We start from the raw sequence: 22,745 nt of genomic DNA, 5'->3' as shown, positions 1-22,745 counted from the left end.
GCGGCATTTCAGAGTTGCCAACCCGCGCGGTCCTTTTGCCTGAAAGTTTCCGGGGAGGATTTGCCTCTTCGGCGCCGCGTCAGCGGACTCTCCCGCGCTGGGAACCAACCTACCAGCGGGCATGGGGAAGATCGGGAGTCCTAGGGTGTGCGATGTGACGTACTTCCCTGCCGCCGACCGCTACGCCGACATGATCTACCGGCGTGCTGGTCGCAGCGGCCTCAAGCTCCCCGCCATCAGCCTGGGTCTCTGGCACAACTTCGGTGACGGCCGGCCCGCCGACCGGCAGGCCGACATCGTCCGCCGGGCCTTCGACCTCGGGGTGACGCACTTCGACCTGGCCAACAACTACGGGCCGCCGCCGGGCAGCGCCGAGACCAACTTCGGGCGCATCCTGGCCGCCGACTTCCGGGCGCACCGCGACGAGATGATCATCTCGACCAAGGCCGGCTACACCATGTGGGACGGGCCGTACGGCGACTGGGGCTCCCGAAAGTACCTGGTCTCGTCGCTGGACCAGTCCCTGCAGCGGATGGGCCTGGACTACGTCGACGTGTTCTACCACCACCGGCCCGACCCGGAGACCCCGCTCGAGGAGACGATGTCCGCGCTCGACGCGATCGTCCGCTCCGGCAAGGCCCTCTACGTCGGCATCAGCAACTACAAGAGCACCCAGGCCGCGCAGGCCGCCGGGATCCTGCGTGAGCTGGGCACACCGCTGCTGATCCACCAGCCGTCCTACTCGATCCTGAACCGGTGGATCGAGCACGACCGGCTGCTGGACACCCTCGAGGACGCCGGGGCCGGCTGCATCGCGTTCAGCCCGCTCCAGCAGGGTCTGCTCACCGACCGCTACCTGACCGGCATCCCGGACGACTCGCGGATCCGGACCAGCGTGTTCCTCAACGAGAGCGCCCTGGACAACAAGACCCTGGCCCGGCTGCACACGCTCAACGACATCGCCAAGCGGCGCGGGCAGACACTCGCCCAGCTGGCGCTGGCGTGGGCGCTGCGCGACCAGCGGATGACCAGCCTGATCATCGGCGCGTCGAGCGTGCCGCAGCTGGAGAACAACGTGGCCGCGCTGAACAACCTGGCCCTCGACCAGAGCGAGCTGGACGAAATCGACGCGACGGTGCTTGATCTGTAGCCGTATCCTGCGGCGTCATGATCGAGCTCGTTGAACGGCACACGGCCCTGGCGGTCGTGGTCGGCTCCCGCGCCTATGGACTGGACGGGCCGGAGTCGGACCACGACCGCCGGGGTGTGTTCGTGGCGCCGACCCGCGACTTCTGGACCCTCGACAAGCCGCCCACCCACCTGGACGGGCCGGCCGAGGAACAGTTCTCGTGGGAGATCGAGCGGTTCTGCACCCTCGCGCTCCAGGCCAACCCCACGGTGCTCGAAGTGCTGTGGTCGCCGCTGGTCTCATTCCGCAACGAGGACGGTGACGCTCTCGTCGGCGTGCGGGACGCGTTCCTCTCCCGGCGGGTCGCCGAGACCTACGGCAACTACGCGCGCGACCAGCTCGGCAAGGTCGCCAACCGGCACGAGAAGACCGGGGAGATCAACTTCAAACAAGCCATGCATATGGTACGGCTACTGATGGCCGGAGTTCACGTGCTACGTACCGGCGAGGTGCTCGTCGACGTCTCGGACCGGCGCGACGAGCTGCTGGCGATCAAGCGCGGCGAACGCCCCTGGGACGAGGTGTCCGCGTGGGCCGGCCGGCTCCAGGACGAACTCGCCGACGCGGCCGCCTCGACACGACTCCCCCAAGCCCCGGACCGGCCTGCTGTCGACCGGGTGCTGGTAGCCGTACGAGAAAGGAATCTCCGATGACCACCGTCGTGCCGGAGTGGGCCGCGGACGCCGCCGGCGACCTGCCCTATCCCTTGATCTTCGCGACGGTGAGCGGCGCGCACCTGTACGGTTTCGCCTCCGTCGACTCGGACCTGGACCTGCGCGCCTCGCACGTCCTGCCGGCGCGCGAGGTGGTCGGCCTGCGCACCGGCCCGGACACGCTGGAGCGCTCCGGCATCCGCGACGGTGTCGAGCTCGACGTGGTCAGCCACGACCTGCGCAAGTTCGCGAAGCTGCTGAACAGCCGCAACGGCTACGTCCTGGAGCAGCTGGTCTCGCCGCTGGTGGTGGTGACCTCGCCGCTGCACGCCGCCCTCAAGGACCTCGCCCCACGGATGATCACCAGCGGACACGCGCACCATTACCTGGGGTTCTCGCACAGCCAGCAGCAGCTCTACCACAACACCGGCCGGATCAAGCCGGCCCTGTACACGCTGCGGGTGCTGCTGACCGGCATCCACCTGATGCGCACCGGCGAGGTGGTCTGCGACCTGGGCGTGCTCGGTCAGAAGATCGCCTACGTCCCGGAGCTGATCGCCGCCAAACGCGAAGCCGAACACGGCCCGATGCCGGCCCGCGCGGCGGCCTACCTGGCCGCCGACATCCCGGCGCTGCGGGCCGAACTCGAGGAGGCCCGGGACCGGAGCAACCTCCCCCAGTACGCCGACCCGGCCGCCGTCGACACCCTCCACGACCTGGTCGTCCAGACACGACTCGCGCAGCGCTGAGGCCCGGGCGGCGATCCGGCGGCCGCCGTGGAAGGATCGGAGCATGGAGTACCGGTACGTCGGGGGCAGCGGGCTTCGGGTCAGCGAGCTGTGCCTCGGGACGATGACGTTCGGCAATGAGGCGGATGAGACCGCCTCCCACGCGATCCTCGATCGGTATGTCGAGGCGGGCGGTGATTTCATCGACACCGCCGACGTGTACGCGGGCGGCGTCTCCGAGGAGATCATCGGGCGCTGGCTGGCGGGGCGGCGGCGTGACTCGCTGGTGATCGCGACCAAGGGGTTCTGGGCGACCGGCGACGCCGGCAACGACCACGGCGGCGGCCGTAAGCACCTCATCTCGGCGGTCGAGGCGAGCCTGCGGCGGCTCGGCACCGACCACATCGACCTGTACCAGCTGCACTGCTTCGACGAGACCACACCCGTCGAGGAGACCCTGTCGACGCTGGACACGCTCGTGCGTACCGGAAAGGTCAGGCATCTCGGGGTTTCGAACTATGCGGCGTGGCAGTTGCAGAAATCGGTGGACGTGGCCCGGTTCCGTGGGTGGGAGCCGTTCGTGGCCGCGCAGCCGCTCTACAACCTGATCGACCGGGAGATCGAGACCGAGTTCGTGCCGGTCTGCCGCAACGAGGGCGTCGGGATCATCCCGTGGTCGCCGTTGCGGGGTGGCTGGCTGTCCGGCAAGTACCGGCGCGGCATGACGTCGGCGCCGGCCGGCAGCCGGTGGGACGGCGACAAGCAGCCGTGGCTCGGCAACTGGCAGGACAGCGTCGACGAGCGCGTGTGGGCGGTCACCGACGCGCTGCTCGACGTCGCGTCCACGGTCGGGCGCACGCCGGCCCAGGTGGCGCTGCGCTGGCTGTCACAGCGGCCCGGGGTGACCGCCCCGATCATCGGCGCCCGTTCGGTCGAGCAGCTCGCCGACAATCTGGGCGCGGCCGGCTGGAGCCTCGACGACAAGCACCTGGAGCAGCTGACCTCGGCCGGGGAGCAGCCGCTGCCGTACCCGCACGCCTACCTGGCCCGGTCCCCGCGGCGCCGGCCGTGAAAACGATCACCACCCGCGAGTGGGACGCCGGGGCCGGCAAGGAGAAACGGCACGAGGGCGTCCAGTTCTCCGGTCTCGACCTGTGCGAGACCGACCTGGAGGGCATCGAGTTCTCCGAGTGCGTGTTCCGCGACGGCCGGTTCAACTGCGCGCAGGCCGTCGACGTGGCGTTCCTGAACTGCCGGTTCGTGAACTGCAACTTCTTCGACGCGACGTTCACCAACTGCAAGGCGGTCGGCAGCGGATTCGAGGGCTGCTCGTTCGACCTGACCACGGTCGACGGCGGGGACTGGTCGTTCATCGTGCTGCCCCGCGCCGACCTGGGCAGCGCCACGTTCACCGGAGTGCGGATGCGCGAGGCCGACCTGACCGGGGTCCGGGCCCGCAACGGCACGATGCGCGGCCTGGACCTGTCGGCGGCCCAGCTGACCGGCGCCGACTTCACCAGCTGCGACCTGCGCGGCACGGACCTGGAGGCCTTCGACCCGCGCACGGTCGAGATGCGCAACGCCGTGATCACCGCCGACCAGGCGGTGACCCTGGCGATGTCGCTGGGCCTCCAGATCCGCGACGCCTGACCCGATCAGTGGCAGTGCCCGTCCCGGCCGAGCGTCTTCTCGACCGTCACTCCGGGGCGGGTCCACTGCGGGGTGGGACGGCCGGTCCCCTCCCAGGTCGGTTCGCCGTCGACGTCGGTACGCCAGTACCAGCACGGCCCGTGCCCGTCCGGGATGCCCTGCCACGCCTCACCACGGCCGTTGACGGTCATGTCGAGCAGCGCGAACGTCGGGTTGGCCGGCTCGGTCCCGCGCCCGGTGGTGGAGTAGGTGAGGAACACCCGATCGCCGTCGCGGAGGAAGCAGGAGAACTGCCCCATCTCCCCGCCGACCGGCGCCGGGGTGTCCCGCACCGAATACCAGGGCTGGGTGTAGCCCATGAACTCGGTGAACGCCGCCACCTCCGGCCAGCGCCCGGTGGTCACGAACGCGAACGACACCCCACGGGCATTGAGGTAGACGGCGTCCTTCAGATTCCAGGCCGCATAGGTGCAGCCCTCGCACTGCCCCTGGTGCGGCGCGCCGTCGTACCACATGTGCTGATAGATGATGAGTTCGTCACGCCCTTGGAAGAGCTCGGTGAACGGCACGGCCCCGTCCGGCCCGACAACCTCGATCCCCGGCTCGACCTCGACCATCGGCAGCTCACGCCGGGCCGCGGCGATCGCGTCGCCCTCCCGGGTGTGCGCCTTCTCCCGGATCAGCAGTTCGTCACGGGCGGCCTGCCAGGTCGCCATGTCAGCAACAGTCATACCGGGGTAGACCGGTGGGCGGTTCGGAACTCATCGCTCCGCGGTTACGCTGTTGGCATGTCTGTGAGTGCCGCCCCCGTTACACACCTCGCCCGGCCGCACCGGCCGGTGGTCGTGGCGGGGACCCTCGGCGAGTTGTGCGGGCCGACCTCCGGGTTCGCCGAGCTGCCGCTGCGCCTGTGGTGGCACCCGCAGCGGGCCTTCGACCTGAGCCAGCACACCATGCTCCTGTGGATGTATGAGAACGTGCTCCGCGAGGCCATCCGCATCGACGAGCTGCGCAACCACCTCGACGGCCCGACGCTGGTGCGGGTGTGGCCGGAGCTCAACCTGCCCCGCGGTGTCCGCGCCGCCTGGGAGGCCCGCCACCCGCGGCTGCGCCTGCGCGCCACCGCGTGAGCGTCGACGACTTCTACCGCGACGTCGCCCGGATCGCTCTGGCAGTCGCCGACAAACACGGTTTCGTCCTCGGTGGCGGGGTCGCGTGGCTGGTCAACGGCCTGGTCGCCCGCCCCACCGAAGACCTCGACCTGTTCACCGACACGGCCGGCGGGGTGGCGGCGGCCGCCGGTGAGGTCACGTCGGCGCTGACCGAGGCCGGTTACCGGGTGGTCCGGGAGGACGCCGACGAGCTGTTCGCCGGCATGGACGCCGACATCCAGGAGTTCCTGGTCGCCGGCGAGCACCGCGCCCTGCGTCTCACGCTGTGCCGCCTGGACCGGCACCGCGCGCCGGTGGTGATGGACGTCGGCCCGGTCATGCACCTCGACGACCTGGTCGCCACGAAGGTCGCCGCCCTGGTCAACAGGCGTGAGGTCCGCGACTACATCGACGTCGCGTCCGCGCTGGAACGCTATCCGCTGGCCCGGATCCTCGAACTCGCCCACGCCGCCGACCCGGCTCTCGACCCGGAGGACATCGCCGACGCCGGCCGCTACCTGGACCGGCTCGACGACGCCAGGTTCGTCCTCTACGGCCTGGACCGGCCCGCGATCGATGCCCTCCGCAGCCGCCTGAAGGACTGGCCCCGCACGTGAGGCTCACCGGAATCCTGGTGCCCGGCCGCCTCTACTCGACCGCGGGCACCCTGTTCGACCTCGCCGACTTCATCCTCACCGGCCACGGCGACGCGGCCGAGCACGTGACCTGGCTGGCGCCCGAGGGCCTCCGCGACATCGATCCGGAGCCGTTCGTCCGGGTCCACGTCGAGGCCGCCCTGCACCGCATTGACAAGTCGACGCGTCCGATTCTGATCGCCAAGTCGCTGGGCACGCGGGCGGCCGCCCTCGCCGCCGAACGGTCCCTGCCCGCCATCTGGCTCACCCCGCTGCTGAGCGACCCGGTGGTCACCGCCGCGATCACCGCCGGCCCGGCGCCGGCCCTGCTGATCGGCGGCACCGGCGACCGTTTCTGGGACTCCGGCACGGCGCGGGCCACCGGCAAGCCGTTCGTCGAGATCGCCGGCGCCGACCACGCCCTCCGCGTTCCGGGAACGGTCCGCGACTACACCACCGCACTAGAAAAAATCGCGACGAACATAGAGCAATTCCTGGATTTTGTACGCTCGGAGCAGCCGACAAACGCAACCTTCACCGTCCCCGGAAGCCCGCGCGACGTCCGTTAGCCCCAGAACCATTGAAACGATCGGTCACCGCCTATCGCTGATAATGTGCCGGGGTGACGATTTCACCGTCCTCGAGGGCCGTCCAGCAGTATGCGACCACCTCCGGAAACCTGACCGCCCGGATGGCGATCCACAGTTTCAGCACGAACCCGCAGCACTGGTTCGATTTCGTGGCCGCCCGCCTGCCCGCCACCGGTGACGTGCTGGAGGTCGGCGCCGGCACCGGCAAGCTGTGGTCGCACGTGGACCGGAGCCGGATGCGCCTGACCCTGACCGATTTCTCCGAGGCCATGTGCGCCCATCTGCGCACCGTCGACGACGCCACGGTCCACCGGTGCGACGCGGCCGGCCTGCCGTTCGCCCCCGCCAGCTTCGACACGGTGGTCGCCAACCACATGCTCTACCACCTGGACGACCCGGCCGCGGCCCTGCGCGAGTTCGCCCGCGTGCTGCGCCCCGGCGGCCGCCTGCTCGCCGCCGTCAACGGCCGCGACCACATGGCCGAGCTGCTGGCGCTGGGCCCACTGATCGGCCGCCCCGACCTGACCCTGTCCGCGGCTCGCAACGACGTCACCGCCGAATCCGTCCCGCACCTGGTGGCCTCACACTTCACCGGCGTCACCGTCGAGCGCTACCCCAGCGACCTTTCGGTTCCTTCTCCCGACCCGGTCCTGGCGTTCCTGTCCAGCATCGCGGCGACCCCGCTGACCCCAGCCGAGGAGGCCGCCGCCCGAGCCTTGGTCGAGGCCCGAATCGCCACCGACGGCACCTTCCACATCCACAAACACACAGTCCTGATAACCGCCGACCGCTAGAGAGCTTTCCAGGCAGAGGCCCGAAATCACCTGCTGATCTTGTGGAGTTCGGACTCCGCCAGGTGTGCCCTTGCGCCGGAAGTCAACCAGATCTGTGCGCGGGCATGCGCAGACCTCGGCTCCGGATGCTCTCTAGGCACCCTCGCATCCGGGGTCCGCGTTCCTGCCGCGATCTGAGATGAAGGGAGGCGGCCGGCCGCCTGTCCAGCAGTCGATCAACGAGACAGCGGAAGCGCGACTGTTTTCCACTCCATCAAGCAACCCGAGGCCCGATTCACGTGTTTCCTACGCCCGGTCATGGCGCCGAAGCCGCGGCCCACAACATCCACCTATTCCGAACACCGCACCCATTTCGATCCTGCCGGACGCCGCACCCATTTCGATCCTGCCGGACGCCGCACCCATTTCGATCCTGCCGGACGCTGCACCCATTTCGATCCCGCCGGACGCCGCTCCCCCGTTTCGATCTTGCACGAATATGCACCCTCGAGCCGATCTTGCAGCCATTTCCAGACCCCGACGGGAAGAATGCTGCAAGATCCGCCTCGCGAAATGGTTCTTGCAGGGAAAACCACACCCAGACGTGAAAACACGTGCAAGATCGCAGGCAGCAAGAAGAATCGTGCAAGATCCACGAACCGTCGCCGCCGATTGCCGAACGGCGACGCCCCCACCCGCAGGCAAAGGGCAACGCCGCCACCCGTTGACGCGCGATTACGCCGCTTGCCACAGGAGCGGTAAGCCGTTCGCTACGGACGCACGGTGATCCGCTCGCGGGACTGTCCGATCGATGGTGGATCACGTCCGGCTGGTCGTGGCCGTTGTCTCGGCGCCTGCATGACAGCGGTGACGACCAGCCCGGCACGATCGGCAGCGGCGCCGGCCGCCCGGGATCGGACAGTCCCCACTCGCTACCGGAGCGGTTATGTCGCGCATTACGGAGCTCGCGGAGCCGCCGCCTACCCCGCCCGCCCGCGATCTTGTTGATTTCGGTCACGCCCGTCTCGCAGAACTCCACAAGTCTTCCGGGGCGCTTCGTGCCTGCCCCGGATGGGGAAACGGCTGTGGGCAGGCGTCATCGCGCCCTTACGCCCCGCGAGATCGGGCGAGCCTCGCACCATGGCCACAGCCACCTGCAGCTTCGCCCGGGCCGGGCTTTGTTTCCTATCCAGATCGGCAGGAGCGACGGGCCGCAACCTCGAGTTCACGCTGCACATGATCGGCCGGTGGGCATAGCTGCGCTGCGCAGAAAGCGCGCTGATGCCGCGGGGCGGCCCCGCCCCGCGGCATCGGCTTGCCGACGTCAGGCGACGGTGAGTGCCGTGTCGTCGATGGCGAACGTCGTCTTCAGCGAGGAGTCCTCGGTCCCGGTGAAGGTGAGGGTGATGGTCTGCCCGGCGTAGGCGGCCAGGTTGTACGTGCGCAGCGTGTACGCGCTGGGGTTGAGGTTGGAGAAGGTGCCCAGGGTGGTGGAGCCGACCTTCACGGTGAGCTTGTCGTACTGGGTGCTGGTGGTCGTCTCCGACGTGACGATCTTCAGGTAGAACGTCAGCGTGTAGGAGCTGCAGCCGGTGGGCAGGGTGACCGACTGGGACAGCGTGTCGGTGTGGGTCGAACCGTAGCCGCCGAGCTTCGCGTTACGGGTGCCGGTGCGCGGGGCCGCGTCGCCGGTGTTCGCGGCGACCACCCCGGTCGTGGCGGTCCACGGGGTCGTCGCGGTCTCGAAGCCGTTGTTGCCGAGCTTCTGGCCGGCACCGGTGCACGTACCGGTCCCGTTGACGGTCAGCGTGTAGGAAGCGGTCCGGGTCACCGAACCCGTCCCGGTTACGGTGATCGTGTAGGAACCGGCCGCGGCCGCCGTCGTGGTGGCAACGGTCATGGTCGACGTCCCGCCGGAGGTGACCGACGCCGGACTGAAGCTCACCGACACGCCGGTCGGCGCACCCGAGCTGGTCAGCGCGACGGTCTGCGCGCTGCCCGCGGTGGTGGCGGTGCTCACGGTCGCGGTCGCCGAGGAGCCCGCATTCACCGAGCCGGTGTTCGGGCTGAGCGACACCGAGAAGTCGTTCGTGGTCGACGTGGCCGTGGTGAGGTTCCACGCGGCGTACAACTCGGCGTTGCCCCAGCGGGCCAGCGACGTCGCGTTGATGTTCGACGGGTAGGTGTCGCAGGCCTTGTGGTAGCACGGGTCGTAGGCCGCCCCGGCAGTCCCGCCCCACTTGGTCACCTGGGCGCTGGTCTTGGTGTAGCTGGCCCCGGTCGAGTTGATCGACGACGGGATGCCGGCGTTCCGGAACGAGCCGTCGTCGCTGCAACACTCGGTCGACGTCTCGGTGGGCACGCTGATCGAGGTGAAGTACTCACGCAGCTTCACGGCCACGGCGTCGGTTCCGGTCACGAAGTAGCCGCCGTTGGTGGAGGCGATCATGTCGAACGTGCCGTACGCCTTGATCGCGCTCTTCTGGGCGGTGGTCAGCGAGTTGACGTAGAACTTGGAGCCGATCAGCCCCTGTTCCTCGCCGGCCCACCAGCCGAACCTCAGGTGGTTCGTCATGGTCGGGTTGTTCGCGGCCAGTTGTAGTGCGGCTTCGAGCAGGGTGGCCGTACCAGATCCGTCGTCGTTGATGCCCGGACCGGCGGAGACGCCGTCGGAGTGCGCTCCGAACATGTAGGTGTTGTTGGTGTCGCCGCCCGGCCAGTCGGCGATGATGTTCTTCGCGGAGCCGCTGCACGTGGTGCAGGTCTGCACGGTGACGGTGTACCCGGCCGCCTGCAGCTTCTGCTGCAGGTAGGTCGTCGTCGCGGTGTGCCCGGCCGTGCCGGTGGCCCGGTTGCCCCCGTTGCTGGTGGCGAAGTTCTGCAGCTGCTGGAGGTGGGCGTTGACGTTGTTGACGTCCACGGTCGGCGCGGCCGCGAGAGCCGCCGGCGCGACGGCGCCGGAGGGTCGCGAGGTGGTCGACGCCGAAGCAGGCAGGGTGCTGAGCGCCAGCGTCGTCACCGCGATAACAGCTAGGGCAGGTCCTGCCGTCACCGTTCTGAGTCTCATGGGGGGTTCCTAGGGTCGAGGCCGATTCATGGCTGGCCGTAGAACAACAGGAACCCGACGCCCGCACAAGATATCGAAACATCTATATCTCTTGGCCGGGCTCGCGGATATCCGGTGGGAAACTAAGGTCAAGGGATGTCGAAGGTACGGGTACACAACCTCGCGGTTTCTCTGGACGGTTTCGCCACCGGCGACGGGCAGACCCTGGAAGCGCCGTTCGGGCATGCCGGTGTGCGGCTCATGGAGTGGTTCTTCCCGACCCGCGCGTTCCAGTCGATGAACGGCAAGGACGCCGGCAGCGAAGGAGTCGACAACGCGTACGCCGCGGCGTGGGGTCCCGGCATCGGTGCCGAGATCATGGGGCGCAACAAGTTCGGGCCGCAGCGCGGACCGTGGCCGGACGAGGAGTGGAAGGGCTGGTGGGGTGACAACCCGCCGTTCCACACCCCGGTGTTCGTGATGACCCATCACCCGCGGCCGACCCTGGAGATGGAGGGTGGCAACACGTTCCATTTCGTCGACGCGAGCCCGGCTGAGGTGCTCGCCCAGGCCCGTGCGGCGGCCGGCGGGCTGGACGTGCGGATCGGGGGCGGGCCGAGCACCGTCCGCCAGTTCCTCGCCGCCGACCTGATCGACCACATGCATGTCGCTCTGGTGCCGATCGTTCTCGGTCGTGGGGTTCGCCTCTGGGACGGCCTGGAGAGTCTGGAGAGCAGGTTCACCATCGAGTCGGTGACCTCGCCGAGCGGCGTCACCCACTTGACTTTCACCCGGCGGTAGACCTGGCTGATCGAATGAAACTCGGGCTGTACGGGCTGCACCGCGACCGCAATATCGACCCCGCGACCCTGGCGAGGCGGGCCAGGATGGCCGAGGACGCCGGTTTCGAGTCGCTGTGGGTCGGTGATCACATCGCGCTGCCCGCCGGTGAGGGCAATCCGCCCCGGCTGGAGGCGATGGTCGCGCTGACCTATCTCGCGGCGGTGACCAGCCGGGTCCGCCTCGGAGTCGGCCTGATCGTGCTCCCCCAGCGCCAGCCGGTGCTGCTGGCCAAGCAGGTCGCCTCGCTGGACGTGCTGTCCGGCGGGCGGCTGACCGTCGCGGTGGGCGCCGGTTACGTCGAGCCGGAGCTCAACGCGATGGGTGTGACGCTGGCCGAGCGGGGCGCACGCACCGACGAATACCTGGACGTGATGCGCGCGCTGTGGTCTGCCGAGCCCGCGTTCGACGGCCGGTTCGTGGCGTACTCGGGTGTCGTCCAGCATCCGTCGCCGGTCCAGCGGCCCCACCCGCCGATCGTGGTCGGTGGCCATTCGCCCGCCGCCTACCGCCGGGCGGTCCGGCACGGCGACGGATGGTACGGGTGGGGCCTCGAACCCGACGAGGTCGCGCAGACGCTGGGCATCCTGGCCGAGACGGCCCGCCGTGCGGAACGGTCGGCGGACCGCGGCGAGCTGGAGATCACCATCACCCCGCCCGGACCGCCCGATCTGGACACCGTCCGCCGGTATGCCGACGCGGGCGTGGACCGGCTCATCATCGAACTGGAGGGCATCGACGACGACAAGGTCGACGCCCTGATCACCTCGGTCGGGGACGACCTGCTGGGTCGGATCTGACACGGAATCCTCCGAACGTAGGAACGGTCGGTCACGATCGGGATCGCCGCGCTCGTGGTTGCCGGTGGCGGCGGACGGGTGGCCGCGCTGTTCTCGTCGGGGCCACGGGCCGCCGCAGCGAACCTCGCGAACTCAGGCCCGGGTCACCGCATGGGTGACGGCCTCGGTGAGGTGTCGGCGCGCGTCGTCGGATGGTCGGCCGCAGTCGATCGTCAGCTGCTCCCACACCGGGACCGATGTCATCGTCCAGGCCAGATCGGCGGCGGCGACCGGATCGAGGCCGGGTCGCAGGCGGCCGGTGGCCGCGAGGCGCCCTGTGGCGTGACGGAAGCCCCTGCGCAACTCGCCCATACGGTCGACCCAGGCGCCCCTGGCGTCTGAATCGTCACTGCGGGACGCCAGCAGCGCCGAGGCGACCGGATGGATCGTCTCGACATAGTGCAACCACTCCAACACGAACGCCTCAAACGCCTGGACCGGGTCCTCGTGGCGAAGAGCCTGCTCGCAACGATCGTGGATGCCGGCCTGCTCGTCCATCTGCCGGACGACGGCCACGAAGAGGCTGGCCCGTGAGGTGAAGTGCAGGTAGACCGCCTGGCGGGAGACGCCAGCGGCACGGGCGACGTCGGCCATGGCTATGCCGGCGCCGCGCTCGGCGACGAGGTGACGGGTGACTTCGAGGAGGCGGAGCCGCGTGCTTGACACGTGTAAAGCTTACCTCTAGCTTTACACGTGTCAAGCACGGTTCCACCTTGGAGGATCGATGAGGGACTCTCATCCTGCGGAGGCCGCCGCCCGAGCGGCGATGGCCGCCGTCACCGCCGACGACCGCGACACCTGGCTGTCCTGCTATGCCGACGATGCGGTGCTGCATGATCCGGTCGGCGGCTCGCCACTGGACCCGGAGGGCGACGGCATCCGGGGGCGCGACCGGCTCGCCCGTTTCTGGGAGCAGGCCGTCGCGCCGCAACGGATCCGCTTCGACGTCGCCGCGGTGCACGCCGCCGGCGACGAGGCCGCTGTCATCGCCACCGTCACCACAACGTTCCCCCACGGGCTCATCACGTCCTACGACGGCGTCTTCGTCTACCGGGTCGACGCCGACAGCCGGATCGTCTCGATGCGTGGGTATTGGGATGTGCAGCGATTCCTGTCGTCGCTCGGCGCCTGATGGTGGCCTTCCACGACACCCGCGCCTTCTACGACGGCCTGGCCCCCACCTACGATCAGATCTACAGCGACTGGGAGGGTGCCATCGCCCGCCAGGCCGCGGCCCTGGACCGGGTCATCCGGCGATCACTCGGCACCGGCACGCTCCGTGTGCTCGACTGCGCCTGCGGCATCGGCACCCAGCTCATCGGCCTGGCCGCCCTCGGATACCAGATGTCCGGCGGTGACCTCAGCCCGGCCGCGGTGGCCCGTGCCACCGCCGAGTGCGAGACCCGCGACCTGATCGCTGACATCGTGGCAGCCGACATGCGGCACCTGCCGCACCAGGACGAGACCTTCGACGCCGTCGTCTGCGCCGACAACGCCCTCCCGCACCTACTCACCGACGAAGACGTCCTGCAGGCGCTGCACGAGATGCGGCGGGTCGCCCGCCCCGGCGCCGTGATCCTGGTGACCACCCGCGACTACGACTCCATCATCGCCGACCGCCCGGCGACCGCACCCGTCCAACGCAGTGGGGTCTCCGGCCGGCGCGTGGTGACCACTCAGCTCTGGGACTGGCATCCAGGCTCTGCCGTTTACGACCTCACCCACCTACAGGTCAGCGAGACATCACCGGGGCAGTGGGCGACGACGGCCAGGATGGCGACCTACCGCGCGTGGACACGCTCCGAACTGTCCGACCTCGCACGAGCCGCCGGGATGACAGACGTCCACTGGGCGACCGGCACCGAGACCGGATTCTTCCAGCCCATCATGATCGGCAGCCCATCATGATCGGCAGCCCATGACGACCGCGGCCCGAGACCGGCCACCCAAACCGGATTCGCCCAGCCCATGACAACCGGCAGCCCATGATGCCCACCGCCCGAGACCGAGCGGCCAGCGCCGTGACCGGGTTCTTCCAATCCCTGATGATCAGCTGTCCGAGGCAGGTAAGGGAATGCAGCATCAGCGGCAACGACGGCCGGGAAGGCCGATGATCAACGCACCGCCGACCGTGAGGTGCAGGCCCAGCAGGGCCAGACGGGTGCCGAGGTCGGTGCCGCTGAGTGGCCCGGCCAGCGAGATCAGCAGGGCGATCGAGGCGATGATCCGGTAGATGCGGGCCGGATGGCGGACGGTGCGTTCCAGGACCGCCAGCAGCGCCCAGGCCGCGGCCCCGGCGAGAAGCGCGGTGACCACCACCGCGAGCGGGCCGACCTGCTGGATCGTGTCGCCCTGGCGGACGGTGAGCGCGATGTCGCCCCAGCTGTCGACTGCCCAGAGCAACAGGGCGCTGGCCGCGCCGATCACGACGGTCGCCGCGCGGCCGCGACGGCGAGTGGAAGCGCGAGCGGTGCGGGTGTTGTCCGCCGCACGGCCGCGACGGCGAGTGGAAGGGGGAACGGTGCGGGTGTTGTTCGTCATGAGGCGAGATTGGCGGCTGCGGGGCGGTGCCCACATCGGGCCGGAGACTGCGCGCCACCAACTTTGGATGGTGTCGGCGGGCCGGCTGGCCTGGTTAGCCTCGCCGGGTGAACGGAAGAGTGTGGGGATTCGCGGTTCTGATCGGCGGCTCCGGCCTGCTGATCGTGGCCAGCGTCGCCGGGCGGTGGAGCAGCGACCCCACGGATCCGCTGCTCAAGCTGGATGTCGCGGTCGGGCTGCTGGCCTGGCTGCTGACGCCGCTGCTGGTCCGGTGGCCGGTCGTCGGGACCGCCGCGCTCACCGTCCTGGCGGTGCTGTCGCCGGCGGCCACACCACCGGCCACGATGGGCGCGCTACAGGTGGCGCGGCGGCGGGACCGGACGGCCGCGATCGCCGTCTCGGTCGGCGGGATCGCCGCGCATGCGGTTCAGGGGGCGTGGCGACAGAACGGCGGCATGTCGTACGGCTGGTGGCTGGCCCTGGTGACGATCGCCTACGGGGCGCTGCTCGGCTGGGGTCTGTGGGCGCGGGCCCGGGAGGCGCTGATCCGCACCCTGGAGGAGCGGGCGCAGCGGGCCGAGGCCGAGCAGGGCCGCCGGGTCGCCGAGGCGCGCATGCTGGAGCGGCGGCGGATCGCCCGGGAGATGCACGACGTGCTGGCGCATCGACTGTCATTGCTGGCGACGTTCGCGGGGGCGATGGAGTTCCGGCCGGACGCCCCGCCGGAGCAGATGTCCCGGGCGGCCGGGGTGGTACGCAGCGGGGTGCACCAGGCCCTCGAAGAGTTGCGGGAGGTGATCTCGCTGCTGCGCGACGACGAGGACGGTGACGGCGTTCACCCGCAGCCGGTGCTCGCCGACCTGCCGCGGCTGGTCGCCGAGTCGCGGGCGGCCGGCACCGAGGTGCTGCTGCACGAGGCGGTCGACGACCCGGCGGAGGCACCGCCGACCGTCGCGCGGACCGCATACCGGGTGGTGCAGGAGGGTCTGACGAACGCCCGCAAACACGCTGCCGGGCAGATCGTGCGGGTGACGGTCACCGGAGGCCCGGGCGCGGGCCTCGAAGTGGAGGTCCGGAATCCGGTGGCGGTCCGGGGCGCCCGGCCAGCCGGCGAGACCGCCACAGGCGCACCGCCGAAAGGTGGCGCCGACCTGACGGCTACACCGAAAGGCGGCACCGCACCAGGAGCGTCATCGAAGGGTGGCGCCGACCCGAAGGCGCCGAAGGGTGGCACCGACCCGAAGGCGCCGAAGGGTGGCACCGCACCAGGAGCGTTACCGAAGGGCGGCACCGCAGCAGGCGCATTACCGAATGGTGGCGCAGAACCAGGCGCGTCGCCGAACGGCGGCACCGGCCCGAGGGGTGGCACCGGCCCGAGGGGTGACACCGGCCCGAGGGGTGACACCGGCCCGAGGGGTGACACCGGCCCGAGGGGTGACACCGGCCCGAGGGGTGACACCGGCCCGAGGGGTGGCACCGGAGCAGGCGCGTTACCGAAAGCCGGCGCCGCATCAGGCACGTTGCGGGAAGGTGGCGCCGGACTGGTCGGGCTGACCGAGCGGGTGCACCTGGCTGGTGGGACCCTCGACCATCATCAGGCTGACGGCGAGTTCCGGCTGCACGCGTCGATACCATGGCCCGCGTGAGCACCCGGCCGGTCCGTGTCCTGGTCGTCGACGACGACGCGCTGGTGCGTGCCGGGCTGACGATGATGCTCGACGGCGCGCCCGGCATCGCGGTCGTCGGTGAGGCGTCCGACGGCGACCAGGTGCCGGCCGCCCTCGACGCGCACGCGCCGGACGTGGTGCTGATGGATGTGCGGATGCCCCGCGTCGACGGGATCACCGCGACGAAACGGCTCCGGGCCCGGCCGCGGCCGCCGGAGGTGATCGTGCTGACCACTTTCGACACCGACGAGAACATCCTGCACGCGCTGCGCGCCGGGGCCAGCGGCTTCCTGCTGAAGGACACCCCGCCGGCCCGGATCGCCGAGGCGGTCCGCCAGGTGGCCGCCGGAGAGCCGATCCTGTCACCCCGGATCACCAGGCGCCTGATGGATCGGGTGGCCGTGCAGGCGGGAGCATACGCACAGGCCAGGGCCACCCTGGCGGCGCTCAGCCCACGCGAGAGAGACGTGGTCGTGGCGATCGGTCAGGGGCACGGCAACGCGGAGATCGGCACCGAACTGGACATGACCCTGGCCACCGTGAAAAGCCACGTGTCACACATCCTGACCAAACTGGACCTGGACAACCGCACCCAGATCGCGCTGCTGGCCCACGACGCGGGCCTGACATGAGCCCTCAGCCGGTTTCCCGGCCGCCGGGCTTCAGCCGAGGTCGTAGCCGACGGGTGGGCCGGTGCGTTCCCAACGGACGCCGATGACGGTGCGGGTGCGGCCGTCGGCGGTCACCCGGGCGCCCGGTGGATCGCCCTCGTACGGCTCGACCAGCACCGCGTCCAGGATGTGCCGGGCTCCGTCCACCGAACCGCGCAGGCTGGTGGAGCGCAGCACCCGGCCGAGTGTGATCGCCGCGTCGCGCAGCCGGCGGTCGGTCCCGGACTCGAAGGCGGCCAGGGCGGCGTCGACGCGGGCCCACAGCCGCCACCGGTCGCCGTCGAGCAGCAGGCGGGCGGCCCGGTCGACGGCCGCGACCGTGATGTCGACGGCTGATTCCTCCCCCAGCTCGGCGGCCCACGCCAGCTCGTCGGCGGGCGGCAGCAGCTCGGGCGACTCGTGCTGGATCACCGCGTACAGCATCCCGAGGACCGTCTCGCGAGCCTCGCCCACGTAGAGCGGCCCGAACGACCGCATCGGCGGGAACCGCCGGACCAGATGCGCGGCCCGGCCCAGCGGAAGATCCGCCGCGAGCCGGGTGTCCGTCACCCGGGCGTGGAAGGTGCGCTGTTCGCGGGCAGCGAAAATCCAGCTCCGATGTTCGTCGTCACGTGAGGCGGCGAGCAGCCGCGCGGCGACCGAGTAGGGCACGCCGAGCTGGGCGGCGAGCGCCCGGACGGCCCTTTTGCGGGCGCGGTCGGGGACGGGCCGGCGGGTACGGGTTCCGGTCATCGTGGGGCCTCCCTGACACGTGGTGGTCCTGTTTCCGTTGTACTCTCGGGGAGCAGCGCGCCTGCACGAGCGTAGCGATGCCCCCCACGCGGGCGCCGCCCCGACGCCAAGAGGCTCCGACTCAGCGCACGTGGCTTCAGCCTGTCCACTCGACTGAAGCGGAGTGCGTGGGGCTTCGCGTCGAGGACGTGAGTGTCATGTTCGAACGGTTCACCGACCGTGCCCGTCGAGTCGTCGTGCTGGCCCAGGAAGAGGCCCGGACGCTCAACCACAACTACATCGGCACCGAGCACCTGCTGCTGGGGCTGATCCGCGAGGGCGAGGGCGTCGCCGCGAAGGCGCTGGAATCGCTCGGGGTCGCTCTGGAGGCGGTTCGCCAGCAGGTCGAGGAGATCATCGGCCAGGGCCACGAGGTCCCCGGCGGCCACATCCCGTTCACCCCGCGGGCCAAGAAGGTCCTGGAGCTGTCGCTGCGTGAGGCCCTGCAACTGGGCCACAACTACATCGGCACCGAGCACATCCTGCTCGGCCTGCTGCGCGAGGGCGAGGGCGTGGCCGCGCAGGTGCTGGTCCGGCTGGGCGCCGACCGCGACGCGGTCCGCCGGCACGTGACCCGGATTCTGGACGTCAACCCACCGGCGACGACACCCGCCGCCGCACCGGCCCGGGAGACCATTCTCGATCAGTACGGCGAGAACCTCACCCAGAAGGCCCGGGAGGGCAGGCTGGACCCGGTGATCGGCCGGGAGTTCGAGATCGAACGGGTCGTGCAGGTGCTGTCGCGCCGCCGCAAGAACAACCCGGTGCTGATCGGCGAGCCGGGCGTCGGCAAGACAGCGGCCGTCGAGGGGCTCGCCCAGGCGATCGTCGACGGCCGGGTGCCGGAGACGCTGCGGGACAAGCAGCTCTACACCCTCGACATGGGTTCGCTGGTCGCCGGCTCCCGCTACCGCGGCGACTTCGAGGAGCGTCTGAAGAAGATCCTCAAGGAGGTACGGACCAGGGGCGACGTGATCCTGTTCATCGACGAGGTGCACACCCTGGTCGGGGCGGGCGCCGCCGAGGGCGCGATCGACGCCGCGTCGATCCTCAAGCCGCCGCTGGCCCGGTCGGAGTTCCAGCTGGTCGGCGCGACCACGGTGGACGAGTACCGGAAGTTCATCGGCAAGGACAAGCCCCTGGAACGCCGTCTTCAGCCGATCGACGTGGGCGAGCCGACGCTGGCGCACACCATCGAGATCCTGCGCGGGCTGCGCGACTTCTACGAGAGCCACCACCGGGTCACCTACACCGATGCGGCGCTGGTGGCCGCGGCGACCCTGGCCGACCGGTACATCGCCGACCGGTTCCTGCCGGACAAGGCGATCGACCTGATCGACGAGGCCGGGGCCCGCACCCGGATCCGTGCGCTGAGCAGCGACGGCTCCTCGGCGCTGCGGAGGGAGAAGGAGGCCGCGATCGACGCGCAGGACTTCGAGCTGGCGGCCCGGCTCCGCGACCGGGAGAAGCAGCTCGGCCGGCACCGGGAGGAGATCGACGACGAGCAGATCGCCGAGGTGCTCGGGCACTGGACCGGCATCCCGGTGCACCGGCTCACCGAGGCCGAGACGGCCCGCCTGGTCCGGATGGAGGAGGAGCTGCATCGGCGGGTGGTCGCGCAGGACGATGCCGTCGGGTCGGTGGCGAGGGCGATTCGCCGTACCCGCGCGGGGTTGAAAGATCCGAAACGACCGGCCGGATCGTTCATCTTCGCCGGACCGTCCGGCGTCGGGAAGACCGAGCTGTGCCGGGCGCTGGCCGAGTTCCTGTTCGGCTCCGAGGACGCGCTGATCCAGCTCGACATGTCCGAATTCCACGACCGGCACACCATGTCGCGACTGGTCGGCGCGCCGCCCGGATACGTCGGTTACGACGAGGGCGGCCAGCTGACCGAGAAGGTCCGCCGGAAGCCGTTCTCGGTGGTGCTGTTCGACGAGATCGAGAAGGCGCACCCGGACGTGTTCAACACGCTGCTGCAGATCCTGGAGGACGGCCGCCTCACCGACGGCCAGGGCCGGATCGTCGACTTCAAGAACACCGTCGTCATCCTCACCACCAATCTCGGCACCCGCGACGTGGGCCGGACGATCGGATTCCAATCAACTTCCACCACCTCGGCGTACGAGATGATGAAGTCCCGGGTCAGCGAGGAGCTGAAACAGCACTTCCGTCCGGAGTTCCTGAACCGCATCGACGACACCATCGTCTTCCACCAGCTGCGGGAGACCGAGATCCTGCGGATCGTCGACATCTTCACCGCCCGGGTGCAGGCCCAGCTCAAGAACCGGGACATCACCCTGGAGCTGACCGACAGCGCCCGGCAGCACCTGGCGGCCCGGGGTTTCGACCCGGTGCTGGGCGCGCGCCCGCTGCGCCGCACCATCCAGCGGGAACTGGAGGACACCCTGTCCGAGCAGATCCTCTTCAACGAGCTGCGGCCCGGCCAGACCGTCGTCGTCGACTGCGCGGATGATCGACTGGTGTTCCGAGGAGCCGTCCCCGCGGGGCAGTGACCGGTGGCCGCCGCGCCTATGCTGCCCCGGTGCGTGTTCTCAGCAAGCTGCTCACGACCATCTGGATCCTGGCGTTCCTCGCGCTGATCGCGGGATTCGTCGCCTACACCCCGCTGGCCCGCAAGTATGCCGACGACCACGTGTACGTCGTCGACAACAAGCAGACCATCGCGGTGACCACGTCGGCCGGCGAGGCGCTCAGCCTCGGCGTGCGCATGCCGAGCGCGGTCAGCGGGTTGTGGGCGTCTCCGGACGGGATGACGCTGACGTTCGCCGGGCACCAGCCGATCATCCTGATGCAGCCGAAGCCCCAGACCTGGGGCGACGAGATCACCACGAACCTCAAGGACATCGCCGACGACGAGACCGCCACCGGCCGCTACTTCGTGCCCGACGTGGCCGGGCAGACCGTGCTGGACGGCAAGATCACCGGCACGGTCGTGTACCCGGTCGGTGGTCTCGTCCAGTTCCACAACGAGCAGACCATCGTCGACGTGCCGGTGCAGATCACCGTCGAGCCGGACGGCACGTCCCGCACGTCCGGCGACCGTCTGGCCCTCCTGGTGTACGGCATGCTGGCCGCCACCGCGCTGCTGGCCCTCTACGCGCTCGCCATGATCGTCTCCGGGTTCCGCCAGAACGGCCTGAAGAACGTCGGCGGCGCCGTCGTCTCCGGGGTGTTCTTCACCGCCGTCTTCGCCGGGGTCGCCTACTTCGCCGAGAAGGCCGCCGTACCCGACGTCAGCGACGTCGACGTGCTCGGCGCGCTGCCGCTGACCCCGGTCCAGATCATCGCCTGCGTCGGGGCTGCGGTGTTCCTCACGCTGTTCGGGCTCGCGTTGGGCGCCGACGACGACGAGAAGCCTGATTCACTGGAGCCCGCACCGGCGGGGCCCACGCCGGCGGACCAGGAGGAATCACGTTGACCAGCACCGCGGACCTGTACGACGAACACGGCGAGAAGCTCGGCTCCTGCGACACCCAGTTCCGCCAGTACGGCGCGGTGACGTCGTTCAGCGGCCCGGCCGTGACCGTCCGCTGCTTCCAGGACAACGCCCTGCTGAAGTCGATCCTGTCCGAGCCCGGCGAGGGCCGGGTGCTGGTGGTCGACGGCGGAGCCTCCGTGCACACGGCCCTGATGGGCGACCTGATCGCCGGCCTGGCGGTGACCAACGGCTGGTCCGGCGTGATCATCAACGGCGCGGTCCGTGACGTGGCCGCCCTCCGCGAACTCCCGGTGGGCATCAAGGCGCTGGGCTCCAACCCGCGCAAGAGCGGAAAGACCGGAGCCGGCGACCGGGATGTGCCGCTGGAGTTCGGCAACTGCACGTTCACTCCGGGCGCCCAGGTCCACAGCGACGACGACGGGGTCGTAGTGCTCGGGTGACCCGCCGGATGGCGGGGGGATTCCGCCGGATGGCGCTCGATCACGGGCGGGAGCCGCAGCATGCTGGTGACACCTGTCACATGGCTGTGATCTGGTGTTCATGAAGGAGGCTTTCGTGACCGCTGTCGTGCCCTCTCCTCCCCCGTTCGATCCCGAGCTCGGGGCCGCCCTGGCCGTGCTCGGCGAGCAGCTTCCACCCTCGTTCACGCCCGAGATGATTCCGCTCATGCGGCAGGGCGCCTCCGTCATGGACACGTTCAGCGATGACGACCTGCGCCGCGACGGGCGGTTCACCGTCGAGGAGCGGACCGTGCCGGGGCTCGACGGGGATCCGGACATCTCGCTGCTGATCTGCCGGCCGACCGCGGCGACCGGGACACTCGGGTGCCTCTACCACACGCACGGCGGCGGGATGATCCTCGGCGACAACCGGTCCGGCGTCGACATGATGCTGGACTTCGCCGAGGAGTTCGGGCTGGTCGTGGTGTCGGTGGAGTACCGGCTCGCGCCGGAGACCCCGCATCCGGGTCCGGTCAACGACTGCTATGCGGGGCTGCTGTGGACCGCGGCGCACGCCGACGAGCTGGGCTTCGAACCGGGCCGGCTGATCGTCGCCGGTGGCAGCGCCGGTGGTGGGCTGGCGGCCGCGCTGGCGCTGATGGCCCGTGACCTCGACGGACCTGAGCTCCTCGGGCAGTTGCTGATCTGCCCGATGCTCGACGACCGCAACGAGAGCACTTCGGCCGTACAGATGGAAGGTTTGGGGGTTTGGGATCGCACCGCGAACCGGACCGGTTGGGGCGCGCTGCTCGGTGCGGCGGCCGGTGGGCCCGGTGTGTCGCCCTACGCGGCGCCGGCCCGGGCCGTTGACCTGGGGAATCTGCCGCCCGCGTTCATCGACGTGGGTAGTGCGGAGACGTTCCGGGACGAGGATGTCGCCTACGCGAGCCGGATCTGGCAGGCCGGTGGGCGCGCCGAGCTGCATGTGTGGCCGGGCGGGTTCCACGGGTTCGACATGATGGCGCCGACCGCGGTGATCTCGCAGGATGCCCGGCAGGCCCGGTTCCGGTGGCTGAACCGGCTCCTCAACGCATAGCGTCT

At 69.9% G+C, this 22,745-nt stretch carries 23 protein-coding genes, 1 pseudogene and 1 riboswitch; of the genes and pseudogenes, 19 read left to right on the top strand and 5 right to left on the bottom strand.

What is annotated here, in order from left to right; genetic code table 11:
* Positions 1-17: 17 nt before the first annotated feature.
* Positions 18-105: riboswitch (glycine riboswitch) on the bottom strand.
* Positions 106-154: 49 nt separating this feature from the next.
* Genes mgrA through AB0E94_RS22030 form a run of 5 tightly spaced genes read left to right on the top strand, consistent with a single transcriptional unit; the run spans position 155 to position 4,220 of the window.
* Positions 155-1,150 carry an L-glyceraldehyde 3-phosphate reductase gene (gene mgrA, locus AB0E94_RS22050; RefSeq protein WP_360328893.1) on the top strand — a complete coding sequence of 332 codons (996 nt, stop codon included), beginning with the start codon at positions 155-157 and terminating at the stop codon, positions 1,148-1,150.
* A gap of 17 nt (positions 1,151-1,167) precedes the next feature.
* Complete coding sequence (locus AB0E94_RS22045; protein ID WP_360328891.1) at positions 1,168-1,842, top strand: nucleotidyltransferase domain-containing protein; 675 nt, start codon at positions 1,168-1,170, stop codon at positions 1,840-1,842.
* Positions 1,839-2,591, top strand: coding sequence for a nucleotidyltransferase domain-containing protein (locus AB0E94_RS22040; RefSeq protein WP_360328889.1), 753 nt, complete (start codon positions 1,839-1,841; stop codon positions 2,589-2,591). Before AB0E94_RS22045 ends, AB0E94_RS22040 begins: the two co-directional genes overlap by 4 nt.
* A 43-nt stretch (positions 2,592-2,634) precedes the next feature.
* Positions 2,635-3,642, top strand: a complete 1,008-nt coding sequence (locus tag AB0E94_RS22035) for an aldo/keto reductase (protein ID WP_360328888.1) — start codon at positions 2,635-2,637, stop codon at positions 3,640-3,642.
* Complete coding sequence (locus AB0E94_RS22030; protein ID WP_360328886.1) at positions 3,639-4,220, top strand: pentapeptide repeat-containing protein; 582 nt, start codon at positions 3,639-3,641, stop codon at positions 4,218-4,220. Before AB0E94_RS22035 ends, AB0E94_RS22030 begins: the two co-directional genes overlap by 4 nt.
* A 5-nt stretch (positions 4,221-4,225) precedes the next feature.
* Here AB0E94_RS22030 and AB0E94_RS22025 read toward each other — a convergent pair whose 3' ends face one another.
* Positions 4,226-4,936: a DUF899 family protein gene (locus AB0E94_RS22025; protein ID WP_360328885.1), complete on the bottom strand. Its 711-nt coding sequence runs from the start codon at positions 4,934-4,936 to the stop codon at positions 4,226-4,228.
* Positions 4,937-5,008: 72 nt separating this feature from the next.
* On the opposite strand from AB0E94_RS22025, the gene AB0E94_RS22020 reads away from it, so the two are divergent.
* The 4 genes from AB0E94_RS22020 (at position 5,009) to AB0E94_RS22005 (ending at position 7,390) form a co-directional block, all read left to right on the top strand.
* A complete protein-coding gene (locus AB0E94_RS22020) occupies positions 5,009-5,350 on the top strand; it encodes a hypothetical protein (protein ID WP_360328884.1) in 342 nt (113 codons plus the stop codon).
* Positions 5,347-5,988: a nucleotidyl transferase AbiEii/AbiGii toxin family protein gene (locus AB0E94_RS22015; RefSeq protein WP_360328883.1), complete on the top strand. Its 642-nt coding sequence runs from the start codon at positions 5,347-5,349 to the stop codon at positions 5,986-5,988. Before AB0E94_RS22020 ends, AB0E94_RS22015 begins: the two co-directional genes overlap by 4 nt.
* A gap of 71 nt (positions 5,989-6,059) precedes the next feature.
* Complete coding sequence (locus AB0E94_RS22010) at positions 6,060-6,575, top strand: alpha/beta hydrolase (RefSeq protein WP_360328977.1); 516 nt, start codon at positions 6,060-6,062, stop codon at positions 6,573-6,575.
* 53 nt (positions 6,576-6,628) lie between these two features.
* Positions 6,629-7,390, top strand: coding sequence for a class I SAM-dependent methyltransferase (locus tag AB0E94_RS22005; protein ID WP_360328882.1), 762 nt, complete (start codon positions 6,629-6,631; stop codon positions 7,388-7,390).
* Positions 7,391-8,693: 1,303 nt separating this feature from the next.
* On the opposite strand, the gene AB0E94_RS22000 is transcribed toward AB0E94_RS22005, so the two are convergent.
* Positions 8,694-10,436 carry a M28 family peptidase gene (locus AB0E94_RS22000; protein ID WP_360328881.1) on the bottom strand — a complete coding sequence of 581 codons (1,743 nt, stop codon included), beginning with the start codon at positions 10,434-10,436 and terminating at the stop codon, positions 8,694-8,696.
* 135 nt (positions 10,437-10,571) lie between these two features.
* Here AB0E94_RS22000 and AB0E94_RS21995 point away from each other — a divergent pair, with 135 nt between their 5' ends.
* Together AB0E94_RS21995 and AB0E94_RS21990 are read left to right on the top strand one after the other, a co-directional pair.
* A complete protein-coding gene (locus tag AB0E94_RS21995; RefSeq protein ID WP_360328880.1) occupies positions 10,572-11,216 on the top strand; it encodes a dihydrofolate reductase family protein in 645 nt (214 codons plus the stop codon).
* 14 nt (positions 11,217-11,230) lie between these two features.
* A complete protein-coding gene (locus AB0E94_RS21990) occupies positions 11,231-12,055 on the top strand; it encodes an LLM class F420-dependent oxidoreductase (RefSeq protein WP_360328879.1) in 825 nt (274 codons plus the stop codon).
* Between the two features lie 132 nt (positions 12,056-12,187).
* Here the strand turns inward: AB0E94_RS21990 and AB0E94_RS21985 are convergent, their stop codons facing one another.
* Positions 12,188-12,760: a TetR/AcrR family transcriptional regulator gene (locus AB0E94_RS21985; protein ID WP_360328878.1), complete on the bottom strand. Its 573-nt coding sequence runs from the start codon at positions 12,758-12,760 to the stop codon at positions 12,188-12,190.
* 58 nt (positions 12,761-12,818) lie between these two features.
* Between AB0E94_RS21985 and AB0E94_RS21980 the strand changes: the two genes are divergently transcribed.
* Positions 12,819-13,226: a nuclear transport factor 2 family protein gene (locus AB0E94_RS21980; protein WP_360328877.1), complete on the top strand. Its 408-nt coding sequence runs from the start codon at positions 12,819-12,821 to the stop codon at positions 13,224-13,226.
* On the top strand, positions 13,226-14,002 hold the full coding sequence (locus tag AB0E94_RS21975) for a class I SAM-dependent methyltransferase (RefSeq protein WP_360328875.1): 777 nt from the start codon (positions 13,226-13,228) through the stop codon (positions 14,000-14,002). Before AB0E94_RS21980 ends, AB0E94_RS21975 begins: the two co-directional genes overlap by 1 nt.
* Positions 14,003-14,176: 174 nt before the next feature.
* Here AB0E94_RS21975 and AB0E94_RS21970 read toward each other — a convergent pair whose 3' ends face one another.
* Complete coding sequence (locus AB0E94_RS21970; protein WP_360328873.1) at positions 14,177-14,635, bottom strand: DUF6069 family protein; 459 nt, start codon at positions 14,633-14,635, stop codon at positions 14,177-14,179.
* A 107-nt stretch (positions 14,636-14,742) separates the two neighbouring features.
* On the opposite strand from AB0E94_RS21970, the gene AB0E94_RS21965 reads away from it, so the two are divergent.
* Both AB0E94_RS21965 and AB0E94_RS21960 read left to right on the top strand, forming a co-directional pair.
* Positions 14,743-16,281, top strand: coding sequence for a histidine kinase (locus tag AB0E94_RS21965; RefSeq protein WP_360328871.1), 1,539 nt, complete (start codon positions 14,743-14,745; stop codon positions 16,279-16,281).
* Positions 16,269-16,934, top strand: a complete 666-nt coding sequence (locus AB0E94_RS21960; protein ID WP_360328869.1) for a response regulator transcription factor — start codon at positions 16,269-16,271, stop codon at positions 16,932-16,934. Before AB0E94_RS21965 ends, AB0E94_RS21960 begins: the two co-directional genes overlap by 13 nt.
* 30 nt (positions 16,935-16,964) lie before the next feature.
* Here the strand turns inward: AB0E94_RS21960 and AB0E94_RS21955 are convergent, their stop codons facing one another.
* Positions 16,965-17,705, bottom strand: a complete 741-nt coding sequence (locus tag AB0E94_RS21955) for a hypothetical protein (protein WP_360328867.1) — start codon at positions 17,703-17,705, stop codon at positions 16,965-16,967.
* Between the two features lie 197 nt (positions 17,706-17,902).
* Between AB0E94_RS21955 and AB0E94_RS21950 the strand changes: the two are divergent.
* From AB0E94_RS21950 to AB0E94_RS21935, 4 genes and pseudogenes are all read left to right on the top strand, one after another.
* Positions 17,903-20,209: pseudogene (locus AB0E94_RS21950) on the top strand (ATP-dependent Clp protease ATP-binding subunit); the annotation flags it as partial.
* Between the two features lie 77 nt (positions 20,210-20,286).
* Positions 20,287-21,183, top strand: a complete 897-nt coding sequence (locus tag AB0E94_RS21945) for a hypothetical protein (RefSeq protein ID WP_360328865.1) — start codon at positions 20,287-20,289, stop codon at positions 21,181-21,183.
* Complete coding sequence (gene rraA / locus AB0E94_RS21940; protein ID WP_360328863.1) at positions 21,180-21,644, top strand: ribonuclease E activity regulator RraA; 465 nt, start codon at positions 21,180-21,182, stop codon at positions 21,642-21,644. Before AB0E94_RS21945 ends, rraA begins: the two co-directional genes overlap by 4 nt.
* A 115-nt stretch (positions 21,645-21,759) precedes the next feature.
* Positions 21,760-22,740: an alpha/beta hydrolase gene (locus AB0E94_RS21935; RefSeq protein ID WP_360328861.1), complete on the top strand. Its 981-nt coding sequence runs from the start codon at positions 21,760-21,762 to the stop codon at positions 22,738-22,740.
* The last annotated feature ends 5 nt before the right edge of the window (positions 22,741-22,745 follow it).

This window comes from Actinoplanes sp. NPDC026670, assembly GCF_040638175.1.
Lineage (GTDB): Bacteria > Actinomycetota > Actinomycetes > Mycobacteriales > Micromonosporaceae > Actinoplanes.
The sequence above is the reverse complement of the archived record's forward strand: the minus strand, read 5'-3'. Positions and strand labels throughout refer to the sequence as shown.

Coding starts and splice junctions, on each gene's coding strand:
- AB0E94_RS22025 (WP_360328885.1), bottom strand. CDS start 4,936: ATGGCGACCTGGCAGGCCGCCCGTGACGAACTGCTGATCCGGGAGAAG.
- AB0E94_RS21975 (WP_360328875.1), top strand. CDS start 13,226: ATGGTGGCCTTCCACGACACCCGCGCCTTCTACGACGGCCTGGCCCCC.
- AB0E94_RS22040 (WP_360328889.1), top strand. CDS start 1,839: ATGACCACCGTCGTGCCGGAGTGGGCCGCGGACGCCGCCGGCGACCTG.
- AB0E94_RS21955 (WP_360328867.1), bottom strand. CDS start 17,705: ATGACCGGAACCCGTACCCGCCGGCCCGTCCCCGACCGCGCCCGCAAA.
- AB0E94_RS21980 (WP_360328877.1), top strand. CDS start 12,819: ATGAGGGACTCTCATCCTGCGGAGGCCGCCGCCCGAGCGGCGATGGCC.
- AB0E94_RS21960 (WP_360328869.1), top strand. CDS start 16,269: ATGGCCCGCGTGAGCACCCGGCCGGTCCGTGTCCTGGTCGTCGACGAC.
- AB0E94_RS22020 (WP_360328884.1), top strand. CDS start 5,009: ATGTCTGTGAGTGCCGCCCCCGTTACACACCTCGCCCGGCCGCACCGG.
- AB0E94_RS21970 (WP_360328873.1), bottom strand. CDS start 14,635: ATGACGAACAACACCCGCACCGTTCCCCCTTCCACTCGCCGTCGCGGC.
- AB0E94_RS22045 (WP_360328891.1), top strand. CDS start 1,168: ATGATCGAGCTCGTTGAACGGCACACGGCCCTGGCGGTCGTGGTCGGC.
- AB0E94_RS22035 (WP_360328888.1), top strand. CDS start 2,635: ATGGAGTACCGGTACGTCGGGGGCAGCGGGCTTCGGGTCAGCGAGCTG.
- AB0E94_RS21995 (WP_360328880.1), top strand. CDS start 10,572: ATGTCGAAGGTACGGGTACACAACCTCGCGGTTTCTCTGGACGGTTTC.
- AB0E94_RS21990 (WP_360328879.1), top strand. CDS start 11,231: ATGAAACTCGGGCTGTACGGGCTGCACCGCGACCGCAATATCGACCCC.
- AB0E94_RS22000 (WP_360328881.1), bottom strand. CDS start 10,436: ATGAGACTCAGAACGGTGACGGCAGGACCTGCCCTAGCTGTTATCGCG.